This is a genomic window from Streptomyces sp. NPDC041200 (assembly GCF_055591805.1).
Genome location: NZ_JBVIZF010000015.1, coordinates 133,288 through 145,563 on the forward strand (window position 1 = coordinate 133,288; position 12,276 = coordinate 145,563).

10 protein-coding genes are annotated in these 12,276 nt (G+C 71.1%); 3 read left to right on the plus strand and 7 right to left on the minus strand.

Features of this window, described 5'->3' with window-relative positions:
• Window positions 1–51: 51 nt before the first annotated feature.
• Entirely contained in the window at window positions 52–798 is a 747-nt protein-coding gene (locus ACZ6CL_RS28330; RefSeq protein WP_468940374.1) for a DUF2470 domain-containing protein, read from the plus strand.
• A 165-nt stretch (window positions 799–963) separates the two neighbouring features.
• Here the strand turns inward: ACZ6CL_RS28330 and ACZ6CL_RS28335 are convergent, their stop codons facing one another.
• The 4 genes from ACZ6CL_RS28335 to ACZ6CL_RS28350 all read right to left on the minus strand — a co-directional run bounded on the left by ACZ6CL_RS28335 (window position 964) and on the right by ACZ6CL_RS28350 (window position 5,308).
• Window positions 964–2,331, minus strand: a complete 1,368-nt coding sequence (locus tag ACZ6CL_RS28335; RefSeq protein WP_468940376.1) for a replication-associated recombination protein A — start codon at window positions 2,329–2,331, stop codon at window positions 964–966.
• Window positions 2,332–2,405: 74 nt separating this feature from the next.
• A complete protein-coding gene (locus ACZ6CL_RS28340; RefSeq protein ID WP_468940379.1) occupies window positions 2,406–3,053 on the minus strand; it encodes a vitamin K epoxide reductase family protein in 648 nt (215 codons plus the stop codon).
• 258 nt (window positions 3,054–3,311) lie between these two features.
• Entirely contained in the window at window positions 3,312–4,574 is a 1,263-nt protein-coding gene (gene hisS / locus ACZ6CL_RS28345) for a histidine--tRNA ligase (protein ID WP_468940382.1), read from the minus strand.
• Window positions 4,575–4,588: 14 nt separating this feature from the next.
• Complete coding sequence (locus tag ACZ6CL_RS28350) at window positions 4,589–5,308, minus strand: MBL fold metallo-hydrolase (RefSeq protein WP_468940385.1); 720 nt, start codon at window positions 5,306–5,308, stop codon at window positions 4,589–4,591.
• A 158-nt stretch (window positions 5,309–5,466) separates the two neighbouring features.
• Here ACZ6CL_RS28350 and ACZ6CL_RS28355 point away from each other — a divergent pair, with 158 nt between their 5' ends.
• Window positions 5,467–6,330, plus strand: a complete 864-nt coding sequence (locus ACZ6CL_RS28355; RefSeq protein WP_468940387.1) for a peptidylprolyl isomerase — start codon at window positions 5,467–5,469, stop codon at window positions 6,328–6,330.
• 214 nt (window positions 6,331–6,544) lie between these two features.
• Window positions 6,545–7,774, plus strand: coding sequence for a DUF349 domain-containing protein (locus tag ACZ6CL_RS28360; RefSeq protein WP_468940390.1), 1,230 nt, complete (start codon window positions 6,545–6,547; stop codon window positions 7,772–7,774).
• 79 nt (window positions 7,775–7,853) lie between these two features.
• Here ACZ6CL_RS28360 and ACZ6CL_RS28365 read toward each other — a convergent pair whose 3' ends face one another.
• The 3 genes from ACZ6CL_RS28365 to secF all read right to left on the minus strand — a co-directional run bounded on the left by ACZ6CL_RS28365 (window position 7,854) and on the right by secF (window position 12,276).
• Window positions 7,854–10,385 carry a RelA/SpoT family protein gene (locus ACZ6CL_RS28365; protein ID WP_468940393.1) on the minus strand — a complete coding sequence of 844 codons (2,532 nt, stop codon included), beginning with the start codon at window positions 10,383–10,385 and terminating at the stop codon, window positions 7,854–7,856.
• Between the two features lie 167 nt (window positions 10,386–10,552).
• A complete protein-coding gene (locus ACZ6CL_RS28370; RefSeq protein WP_468940396.1) occupies window positions 10,553–11,146 on the minus strand; it encodes an adenine phosphoribosyltransferase in 594 nt (197 codons plus the stop codon).
• Window positions 11,143–12,276 (minus strand): protein translocase subunit SecF, encoded by a 1,134-nt coding sequence (gene secF, locus ACZ6CL_RS28375; protein WP_468940398.1) that lies wholly within the window; start codon window positions 12,274–12,276, stop codon window positions 11,143–11,145. The genes ACZ6CL_RS28370 and secF overlap by 4 nt, the downstream gene beginning before the upstream one ends.

Sequence of the window (12,276 nt, forward strand, 5' to 3'; positions counted from 1 at the left end):
ACGGCGGCAGAGCGTGTACGGACTCTCGTTGACGCCAAGGCTACGGCGTCGTTGACGATTCCCGGAATCGAGGTCCCCGATGACCTCACCACGGACGGACCCGCCGCCCGCGCCGTCACCCCGGACGGGGATGTGCTGCTGCTGGTCTCCGGCGCCTCACCGGCGGCCCGTGCCGCGGCCTACGCGCAGGACGACGACCTGACCTGCGTGATGGAGATCACGGACGTCGCCCCGGTCTCGGTGCCCCAGCGGATCCGCGGCCGCGCCTGGGTGGCCGGCTGGCTCACCCCCGTACGCGGCGGCGACCGCGCCGCGAGCGCGGCACTGCTCGCCCAGCACCACCCGGTCGGTGAGCTGCTGGGCCTCGGGGAAGCCCTGCAGCCCGACTCGGCCGCCGGACCGCGCGGCCGGACCTCCGCGTGGACGCTGCTGCGGCTGGAGGTCGCCGAGGCCTGTGTGGACGACCTGTGGGGTGCGGACGGCGTCGAACCGGACGACTTCGCGCAGGCCGCCCCCGACCCGCTCGCCCCGCACGAGGCCGATCTGCTGCAGCATCTGGACGCGGCCCACAGCGACCAGGTGCGCGGGCTGTGCGCCCTGCTGGGCGAGCGCTCGTCCATGGTGTGCCCCCGTGGCCCCGCGACCCCCGTGGCCCTCGACCGCTTCGGCCTGCGCGTCCGCTTCATGGGCGGCGCCGACCAGCCGTTCGACGCGCGCTTCGACTTCCCGGAGCCCGTGGAGAGCGTCTCCGAACTGCGCCGCGCGATGCACGCCCTGTTCGAGGCGGCCGCCGACTAGGGGCGGGCCCGGGCCCGGCCCGGGACGGACCATGCCCGTGACGGCGCCCCCGGACCGGGGGCACGGGGGCGGCGCGGGCTGAAACCCCTTACCGCGCGCTCCCCTTACTGCGCGTTCCTCTTACTACGCGCTCCCCTTGCCGCGCGCTGCCTCTGCCGTGCTGCCTTACGAGGACTCCGGCGGCGGGTCACCGCGCAGCCGCGCCCGGACCCGCTCGACCACATCCGCGTAGCGGGCCTCCGCCCCGTACCGCGTCGGCTCGTAGTAGCGCTTTCCGTGGATCTTGTCCGGCGCGTACTGCTGCGCCGCGATGCCGCCCGGCAGATCATGCGGATACAGATACCCCTGGGCGTGGCCGAGCTTTTCGGCGCCCTTGTAGTGCCCGTCCCGCAGATGCGGCGGCACCGGGCCCGCGAGCCCCGCCCGGACATCTGCCAGCGCCGCCCCTATCGCCGTCGTGGCCGCGTTGGACTTGGGCGCGAGCGCCAGCGCGATCGTGGCATGACTCAGTGTCAGGGCGGCCTCGGGAAAACCGATAAGCGCGACCGCCTGCGCCGCCGCCACGGCGGTGGGCAGGGCGGTCGGATCGGCCAGCCCGATGTCCTCACTCGCCGAGATCATCAGCCGCCGCGCGATGAACCGCGGGTCCTCCCCCGCCTCGATCATCCGCGCCAGATAGTGCAGCGCGGCATCCACATCCGAGCCGCGGATCGACTTGATGAGAGCGCTTGCCACGTCATAGTGCTGATCACCGGCCCGGTCATAGGTGACCGCGGCCCGGTTGACCGCCTCCTCCAGCGTGGTCAGCGTGATCTCCGCCTCGCCCTTGGCGATCGCCGCCCCGGCCCCCGCCTCCAGGGCGGTGAGCGCCCGCCGGGCGTCGCCACCCGCGATCCGCAGCAGATGTCCCTCGGCCTCGTCGGGGAGGGTGACCGCGCCACCGAGCCCCCGCTCGTCGGCCAGCGCGCGGCGGAGCAGCCCGCGCAGATCGTCGTCGGTGAGCGGCTCCAGGGTGAGCAGCAGCGAGCGGGACAGCAGCGGGGAGATCACCGAGAAGTACGGGTTCTCGGTGGTAGCCGCGATCAGGGTGACCCAGCGGTTCTCCACGGCGGGCAGCAGCGAATCCTGCTGCGCCTTGCTGAAACGGTGGATCTCGTCCAGGAAGAGCACGGTCTCCCTGCCGTACGCCCCCGAGGAGCGGCGCGCGCCGTCGATGACGGCCCGCACCTCCTTCACCCCCGCGGTGATCGCCGAAAGCTCCACGAACCGCTTCTGGGTGGCCTGGCTGACCACGTACGCGAGGGTGGTCTTCCCGATGCCGGGCGGGCCCCACAGCAGGACCGAGGACGGCCCGGCCGGGCCTCCGCTGCCCTCGCCGACCAGTCTGCGCAACGGAGCCCCGGGGCGCAGCAGATGCTGCTGGCCCACGACCTCGTCCAGCGTGCGCGGGCGCATGCGCACGGCCAGCGGACTGCTGGCCGGGTCCTTCTCCTGGCGGTCCTCGGCGGCGGCGGTGAACAGATCTGGCTCCACCCGGGAAGCCTATGACACCGCACCGACAGCGCCCCTTCCCCGGGGCCCGGGGCCAGCTGTTTCCGGGGCTCGGGCTAGCTGGTCCAGAAGTCCCACCAGCGCGTCAGGATCAGCATCCCGATCACGCCGAGCCACATCACCGGCACCACCCAGTGGAACTCCAGCAGCCCGCGCCGCAGTCCGTCCGGCGCCGGGAGGTATCCGTGCTTGAGGTTGTGGCCGGTGACGTAGCAGAACATCACGATGGTGGCGACCCAGGCGAGGCAGCACCACAGGCACAGCGAGCCGATGACGTACAGCGACTCGTACTGGAGCCAGGTCACGAAACCGGCGCCGAAGAGGGTGCCCGCGTTGAACGTCAGCCAGTACCAGCGCGGGAAGCGCGCCCCGGCCAGCAGGGAGACGCCCACGCAGATCACGATCCCGTAGGCGACCAGGCCGAGCATCGGGTTCGGGAAGCCGAACGCCGCGGCCTGCTTGCTCTCCATGATGTTGCCGCAGGAGACCACGGGGTTGAGGCTGCAGCCGGGGGTGTAGACCTTGCCGTCGGCCTTGTACTCAAGGATCTTGTTCTTGTCGAGCGTGATGACCCAGGCCGCCAGCAGCCCCATCGCGCCGGTGATCATGAGCAGGAGCGCGAAGGCGCGGCCGCCTCCCGTTCCGGTCCGAGCGCCGTCCCGCGCCTCGTCGGACTCCACGTCGTCCATCAGTGTCGTCGCCATATCGCCGTCCGTCGCTCTCCACACTGTCCGGCCCCGTCGGGCACGGCCATTGTGCCCCAACCCACGGGGCCGCAACGCCCCGTTGTCAGGGCCCGACCATCTTCGCGGATCTTCCGTTCGGCGGGGATAAGCACGGCTCCGGGGCGCCGCGGGGGCCAGGGTCCCGCCCCGAGGGGCGGGACCGGCCCCGGGGAGCGGCGTCGATTTGGCAGGATGAATCGCTTCCGCCGCGTTGACGACCGCGCCCCTGCTCGGGTGTCAGCTCAGCTTCGCCTGGACCGCGGTCACGATCTTGGACAGCGGAACGGCCTCCTGCTCGCCCGACTCCATGTCCTTCAGCTGGACCACGCCCTCCGCGAAGTCCCGCTCGCCCGCCACGATGGCGTACCGCGCCCCGCTGCGGTTCGCGGCCTTCATCGCGGCCTTGAGCCCCTTGCCGCCGTACGCGAAGTCGGTCGCCACGCCTTCCTTGCGCAGCTCGCCGACGACGCCGAAGAGGACCTTCCGGGCCTCCTCCCCCAGCGGCACGGCGAAGACGCTCGTCGCGTCGGGCAGGTTCAGCTGGACGCCCTCGGCCTCCAGCGCGAGCACCGTACGGTCCACACCGAGCGCCCAGCCCACCGAGGGGAGGGCCGGGCCGCCGATCATCTCGGACAGGCCGTCGTACCGGCCGCCGCCGCCGACCGCGGACTGCGAGCCGAGTCCGTCGTGGACGAACTCGAAGGTGGTCCGGGTGTAGTAGTCGAGGCCGCGGACCAGCTTCGGGTCGTCCTCGAAGACCACGCCCTGCGCGGTGATCAGCTCGCGCACCTGCGCGTGGTACTCCCGGCAGCCGTCGCACAGGTAGTCGCGCAGCAGCGGCGCTCCGGTCAGCTGCTTCTGGACCGCGTCCCGCTTGTCGTCGAGCACCCGCAGCGGGTTGATGTCGATGCGCCGCCGGGTGTCCTCGTCCAGGTCGAGCCCGCGCAGGAAGTCCTGGAGGGCGGCCCGGTAGACGGGGCGGCACTCGGCGTCGCCGAGCGAGTTCAGCAGGATGCGGAAGTCACGCAGCCCCAGCGACCGGTAGGCGTCGTGCGCGAGGATGATCAGCTCGGCGTCCAGCGCCGGGTCCTCGGCGCCGATCGCCTCGGCGCCGACCTGCGAGAAGTGGCGGTAGCGGCCCTTCTGGGGGCGCTCGTAGCGGTAGTACGAGCCGGAGTACCAGAGCTTGACCGGCAGGCTGCCGGCCTTGTGCAGATTGGCCTCCAGTGCGGCGCGCAGCACCGACGCGGTCCCCTCGGGGCGCAGCGCCAGCTCGTCGCCGCCCTTGGTGGTGAGGGTGTACATCTCCTTCGTGACGATGTCGGTGGACTCGCCGACACCGCGCGCGAAGAGTTCGACGTTCTCGAAGCCGGGGGTCTCGACGTAGCCGTAGCCGGACCGCCGGAGCGGGGTGGCGATGGCGTCCCGCACCGCGAGGTAGGTCGCGGAGACCGGCGGGATCAGGTCATAGGTGCCCTTGGGGGCCTTGAAGGTGCTCAACGTGGGTTCTCTCGTCACATTCCTCGTCGCGGAGCCGCGGCCGCGTCGGCGGCGCCCTGGGAGCCGGCGGCCACCTGCCGCAGGAAGGGGTTGGTGCCGCGCTCGCGGCCGATGCTGGTCTGGGGGCCGTGGCCGGACAGCACCACGGTCGAGTCGTCGAGCGGCAGGCACACACGGGCCAGGGACTCGAGGATCTCGGCGTGGTCGCCGCCGGGCAGATCGGTGCGTCCGATGGAGCCGGCGAAGAGCAGGTCGCCCGAGAAGAACACCGAGGGGATGTCCGCCTGTTCGGGCAGCCTGAAGGTCACCGACCCCTTGGTATGGCCCGGCGCGTGCGCGACGGTGAACTCCATCCCGGCCAGCCGCAGTTCGGAGCCGTCGGCCAGTTCCTTGACGTCGTCCGGCTCGCCGACGGTCAGCTCGCCCATCAGCTGCGTCCCGATGGACCGCCCGAGCGCCTTGGCCGGGTCGCTCATCATGTAGCGGTCGGCGGGGTGGATCCAGGCCGGTACGTCATGGGCGCCGCAGACCGGGACCACCGAGGCGACATGGTCGATGTGACCGTGGGTGAGGATGACGGCGACGGGCTTGAGCCGGTGTTTGGAGACGGCTTCCTCGACGCCTTGGGCCGCTTGGTGGCCCGGGTCGATGATCACGCACTCCTCACCCGCGGCAGGGGCGACCAGGTAGCAGTTGGTCCCCCAGGCCCCGGCGGGGAACCCGGCAATGAGCACGATCGTCCTTAAATGTCGTCCGGAAGAGTCGGCCGGCGGAAGAATGTCGGCAGCTCCAGAGCCTACCGGCGGCGGCCCCGGCACAGCGAACCCGTATACGGTACGGCCGAGCCCTCCGGCAGGACACCGAATGACATACGGCGTGAGGAGACGACCCGGTGGTCAGTAGCGAGCAGCGGCGGCGGCAGCTTGCCCGGGAGAAGTACCTGCGGCAGCAGCAGCGGCGCGAGACGGCACGGCGCAAGTCCCGCCAGCGCAATGTGGTGATCGCCTCCGTGCTGGCCGTGGTGCTGGCGGGCGGCGGGGCCGTGGCGGCCGCGGGCGCGTTCTCCGGGGACGACAAGGACAAGAAGAAGGACGACGCCGCCGCGTCCACCCCCTCGGCCCCCGCCACCAGCAAGGCGCCGGACCCGTGCGCCAAGGAGGCGAAGGCGGTCGCGGGCGAGAAGCCGAAGAAGATGTCGTTCAAGAAGGAGCCGGCGGTCTCCATCGACAAGTCGGCCTCGTACGCCATGGACCTGGAGACCACCTGCGGGGACATCTCCATCGACATGGACGCGGCCAAGGCGCCGCACACGGTCAACTCGTTCAACTTCCTGGCGGGCAAGGGGTACTTCGACCACACCAAGTGCCACCGCCTGGTGAACCAGGGGATCTACGTGCTCCAGTGCGGTGACCCGCAGGGCACCGGCGCGGGCGGCCCCGGCTACACCCTGCCGGACGAGAACCTGAAGGACCCCGCGCTCAAGGGCAACACGTACCCGGCGGGCACGGTCGCGATGGCGAACCAGTACAACGCGCAGACCAAGCAGGGCCGGAACAGCGGCGGCAGCCAGTTCTTCCTGGTCTACCAGGACAGCCAGCTCCCGCCGGACTACACCCCCTTCGGGAAGGTCTCCAAGGACGGCATGAAGGTCCTGAAGAAGATCGCCAAGGCCGGAGCGGCGGCACCCGATCAGATGCAGAACACCGCTCCGAACGCCAGCGTGGTGATCAACAAGGCGAAGGTCACCAAGTCCTGAGGTCGCCGGGCGTGCGTACTGCGAAATTTCGGTCGCGCAGGATACGGACAGCCGGGGCACCGGTCGCCTATGTTGGCGTTGTGCAGGGTGCCTGCCGCGATGGCCGCACCACCCTGCTGGGAGACCGGTCCGGGCGTCGCTGCCCGGCCGGAAGAAACTGTGGACGATGCCCGCGGGCCGCACGCCCGCCCCGGCATCATGTGGAGGAGGCGCTGTGAGCAGCGAGCCTTGGGGCCGCGTCGATGAGACGGGGACCGTGTACGTGCGTACGGCCGACGGTGAGCAGGTCGTCGGATCGTGGCAGGCGGGATCGCCCGAAGAGGCCCTCGCCTACTTCGAACGCAAGTACGACGGTCTGGTCGTCGAGATCGGCCTCCTCGAGCGCCGGGTCAAGACCACCGACCTGTCGGCCAAGGACGCGACGGCGGCCATCGAACACATCCGGCAGCAGGTCGACGAGCACCATGTGGTCGGCGACCTGGACGCGCTGCGCAAGCGGCTCGACCAGCTCGCCAAGGACGTCGAGGCGCGCCGTGAGGAGCGCCGGGCGGCCAAGGCGGTCCAGGCCGACGAGGCCCGGCAGGCCAAGGAGGCGCTGGTCGCCGAGGCCGAGGAGCTGGCGGCCAGTGAGCAGTGGCGGGCGGCCGGGGAGCGGCTGCGCGCCCTGGTCGACATCTGGAAGGGCCTGCCGCGGCTGGACCGCAAGACGGACGACGCGCTGTGGCACCGGTTCTCGCACGCCCGCTCGGCGTTCTCCAAGCGGCGCAAGGCGCACTTCGCGGCGCTGGACGCGCAGCGCGAGGAGGCCCGGCAGACCAAGGAGAAGCTGGTCGCCGAGGCGGAGGCACTGTCCGGCTCCACCGACTGGGGGCCGACCGCGGCCCGCTACCGGGAGCTGATGTCCGACTGGAAGGCCGCGGGCCGCGCGCAGCGCGAGCACGAGGACGACCTGTGGAACCGGTTCCGGGGCGCTCAGGACGTCTTCTTCCAGGCCCGGGGCGCGGTCTTCGCGGAGCGCGACGCCGAGCAGCGGGAGAACCTGGAGCGCAAGGAGGAGCTGGTCGTCGAGGCCGAGAAGCTGCTGCCGATCTCGGACCTGAAGGCGTCCCGCGCGGCCTTCCGGTCGATCAACGAGCGGTGGGAGGCCATCGGCCACGTGCCGAGGGACGCCCGCGCCCGCGTCGAGGGCCGGCTGCACGCGGTCGAGCGCGCCTTCCAGGAGGCCGACGAGGCCGAGTGGCGGCGTACGAACCCCGAGGCGCGGGCGCGCGCCCAGGGGCTCACCGGTCAGCTCCAGGACGCCGTCGACAAACTCCGTTCCCAGATCGACGCGGCCCGCGCGGCGGGGAACAACGCGAAGGCCGACAAGCTCTCCAAGGAGCTGGAGGGCCGGCAGGCGCTGCTGGACCAGGCGCTCAAGGGCCTGGAGGAGTTCGGCGGCTGACGCCTGACACCTGAACGTCCGACGCGAAGGGCGGCCCCGGGAGAGCCCGGGGCCGCCCTTCGCGTTCTGCGGCGCTTTCTCAGCGCGCCCGGGCCGACGTGACCCGGTACACGTCGTAGACGCCCTCGACGCCGCGTACGGCCTTCAGGACGTGCCCCAGGTGCTTGGGGTCGCCCATCTCGAACGTGAAGCGCGAGGTGGCCACCCGGTCGCGGGAGGTCTGCACGGCCGCGGACAGGATGTTGACGTGCTGGTCGGACAGGACGCGGGTGACGTCCGACAGCAGCCGGGACCGGTCCAGCGCCTCGACCTGGATGGCGACCAGGAAGACCGACGACTGGGTGGGCGCCCACTCCACGTCGAGGATGCGCTCGGGCTGCTGGGAGAGCGAGTCGACGTTGACGCAGTCGGCGCGGTGCACGGAGACGCCGCTGCCGCGGGTGACGAAGCCGATGATGGGGTCGCCCGGCACCGGTGTACAGCAGCGGGCCAGCTTGACCCACACGTCCTCGACGCCCTTGACGACGACGCCCGGGTCGGCGTTGGAGCGGCGCTTGGAGCGCCGGATGGGCGGGGCGGTCTCGGCGATGTCCTCGTTGGCGGCCTCCTCGCCGCCGAGGGCCGAGACGAGCTTGCCGACGACGTTCTGCGCGGAGACATGGCCCTCGCCGATCGCCGCGTAGAGCGAGGAGATGTCCGGGTAGCGCATCTCGTGGGCGAGGGTGACCAGCGAGTCGCCGGTCAGGATCCGCTGGATCGGCAGGTTCTGCTTGCGCATCGCCCGGACGATCGCGTCCTTGCCCTGCTCGATGGCCTCGTCGCGGCGCTCCTTGGAGAACCAGCCGCGGATCTTGTTACGGGCCCGCGGTGACTTGACGAAGCCCAGCCAGTCACGGGACGGCCCGGCACCGGCCGCCTTGGAGGTGAAGACCTCCACCAGGTCGCCGTTGTCGAGGGTCGACTCCAGCGGCACCAGCCGCCCGTTCACCCGCGCCCCGATCGTGCGGTGGCCGACCTCGGTGTGGACGGCGTAGGCGAAGTCCACCGGGGTGGCCCCGGCGGGCAGCGCTATGACGTCGCCCTTGGGCGTGAAGACGAAGACCTCGTTGCGGGACAGGTCGAAGCGCAGGGACTCCAGGAACTCGCCCGGGTCCTCGGTCTCCTTCTGCCAGTCCAGGAGCTGCCGCAGCCACGCCATGTCGTTGACGGCGTCGTCCTTGCCGGCCTTGCCCCGGGGCACGTCGGTGCGCACCTTGGAGGTCCCGGCGACCGCCTCCTGCTTGTACTTCCAGTGCGCGGCGATGCCGTATTCGGCGCGGCGGTGCATGTCGAAGGTGCGGATCTGCAGCTCGACCGGCTTGCCGCTGGGTCCGATGACCGTCGTGTGCAGCGACTGGTACATGTTGAACTTGGGCATCGCGATGTAGTCCTTGAACCGCCCGGGCACCGGGTTCCACCGCGCGTGGATGGTCCCGAGCGCCGCGTAGCAGTCGCGGACGGTGTCGACGAGCACCCTGATGCCCACCAGGTCGTAGATCTCGGCGAAGTCCCGGCCCCGCACGATCATCTTCTGGTAGACGGAGTAGTAGTGCTTGGGGCGGCCGGTGACGGTCGCCTTGATCCGGGCCGCCCGCAGATCGCCCTGGACCTGGTCGGTGACGACGGCCAGGTACTCGTCGCGCTTGGGGGCGCGCTCGGCGACCAGCCGGACGATCTCGTCGTACATCTTGGGGTAGAGGATCGCGAAGGCGAGGTCCTCCAGCTCCCACTTGATGGTGTTCATGCCCAGCCGGTGGGCCAGCGGGGCGTAGATCTCCAGCGTCTCGCGGGCCTTCTTCTCCTGCTTCTCCCGCTTCAGGTAGCGCATGGTGCGCATGTTGTGCAGCCGGTCGGCGAGCTTGATCACCAGGACCCGGGGGTCCTTGGCCATCGCGACGACCATCTTGCGCACGGTCTCGGCCTGGGCCGCTTCGCCGAACTTGACCTTGTCCAGCTTGGTGACGCCGTCGACGAGCAGGGCGACCTGGTCGCCGAAGTCGCGGCGCAGGGTGTCCAGGCCGTACTCGGTGTCCTCGACGGTGTCGTGCAGCAGCCCGGCCATCAAAGTGGCCGGATCCATACCCAGCTCGGCGAGGATCGTGGTCACCGCGAGCGGGTGGGTGATGTACGGATCGCCGCTCTTGCGCTTCTGGCCGCGGTGCCAGCGCTCGGCCACCTGGTACGCGCGCTCGATCTGGCGCAGCGTGGCGCCGTCCGCCTTGGGGTCGTTGCCGCGCACGATGCGCAGCAGGGGCTCCAGGACGGGGTTGTACGGGCTGGAGCGCTGCACGCCGAGGCGGGCGAGGCGGGCGCGTACACGGTTGGACGAGCCCGAGCGCGGGGCCGGGCTCTGCGTGGTGCGCGGCGCGGCCGGGGCGGGCCGCAGCTCACCCGTGCGGCCCGCTACGGGGGGCTTCGGGCGCGTCTGCTGCTCGGGGGTGCCGGACGCCGGGGCCGGACGGTCCGCGCCGTTTCCGGGCGTGGCGGAGGCCGCCGTCGTCTGCTCGGCGGCGGTGGTCGCGTCCGCTGCGGGACGGACTCCGGGGGAGAGCGGCTGGGCCTCGTCTGGCAAGAGAGCACTCCTCAAGCGGTCCGGACCCCAGGGGGTCGGGGTGCCAATGGTATCGATCCCGCCACTCCGCTTGCCTCTCGGCCGCGATGTCCGGGGAACGCCGGAGGGCGGGGACCTGTTCCTTGCGCAGGTCCCCGCCCTCCGGCGGCGGTGTCGGCGGATTCCGGTCAGACCGTGATCAGGGCCTCCAGCGGGGCGCTGTCGAGCGCGCTCAGCAAGCGTCTGCGGCCCTCCAGGAAGCCCAGCTCCATGAGCACGGCGACCCCGGCGACCTGGGCGCCGGCCCGCCGGATGAGCTGGAGCGACGCCTCGGCGGTGCCGCCGGTGGCGAGCACGTCGTCGATGACCAGGACCCGGTCGCCGGGCTCCAGCGCGTCCGCGTGTATCTCGATCTCCGCGGTGCCGTATTCCAGCTCGTACGCCTGCCCCAGGGTCGCCCCGGGGAGCTTTCCGGCCTTGCGGACCGGTACGAAGCCGATACCGGCGCGCACGGCGGCCGGGGCGGCGAGGATGAAGCCGCGCGCCTCCAGGCCCACGACCTTGTCCGCCCGGTGCCGCACGCACAGCTCGGCGAGCGCCTCGGTCAGCGCGGAGAAGGCCGCGGCGTCGGCGAGCAGCGGGGTGATGTCCTTGAACATCACGCCCGGCTGCGGGTAGTCCGGCACGTCCTGGATGCGGCTGAGCAGCAGCCCGCGCAGCTCCTCGGGACCGAGGGGGCCGGACGTCGCGGTCGCGGTCTGTTCCGCGGCCTGCCCGCTCATCGGCGCTTCCCCGACGGTCGGCCGCGGCCCCGGTTGCGGGAGGCGGGCTGGCGGCGCTGGCCGACGACTCCGGCCGGGGCCGCGTCCTCCAGGTCCGCTTCGTCGCCCTCGTCGCCCGGGTGCTCCTCGTCCTTCGTCTCGCGCTCGGCCTCCGCCTTGGCGGCCGCGGCGCGCTTGGCGCGCACCCGCTTGGCCAGCGCCTTCATCTGCGGGTCACGGCTCTTGAAGTCGGAGACCAGCGGGGTGGCGATGAAGATCGAGGAGTACGCGCCGGCGGCGAGGCCGACGAACAGGGCGAGCGAGATGTCGTTGAGCATGCCCGCGCCGAGCAGACCGCCGCCGATGAAGAGCATCGCGCCGACCGGCAGCAGCGCCACGACCGTGGTGTTGATGGAGCGCACCAGGGTCGAGTTGAGGCTCCGGTTGGCCACTTCGGCGTAGGTGAAGCGGGTCTGTTTGGTGATGTCCTTGGACCCCTCCTTGAGACCGTCGAAGACCACGACGGTGTCGTAGAGGGAGTAACCGAGGATCGTCAGCAGACCGATCACGGTGCCCGGGGTGACCTCGAAGCCGACCAGCGCGTAGACACCGACGGTGATGGTGAGGTCGTGGATCAGGGCGATCAGGGCGGCCAGCGCCATCCGCCATTCGAAGGCGATGGCCAGATAGATCACCACCAGGACCATGAAGATCGCGAGGCCCTGCCAGGCCTTACCGGCGATCTCCTCACCCCAGCTCGGGCCGACCAGCTGGGTGTCGATCTTGTCGGTCTTGACGCCCAGCTCCTTGGCCAGGTTCTCCTGGACCGGCACCGCTTCCTTGGTGCCCAGCTCGCTGATCTGGATCCGCAGACCGCCGCGGCCCAGCTCCTGGACGACGGCGGTGTGACCGCCGGACGCCTTCTCCGCCACCTCCTGGGCCTGGGAGACCGAGATGTTGCTGCTCGGGGTGTTGAAGACCGCGCCGCCGGAGAACTCGATGCCCATGTTGAGCCCGCGCACCGCCAGGCCCGCGATGGCCGTGATGGTGATCAGTATCGAGATGGCGTACCAGATCTTCCGCTTGCCGACGAAGTCGTAGCCGACCTCGCCTCGGTAGAGCCTGGCGCCGAGATTGCCGAGTCGCGACAT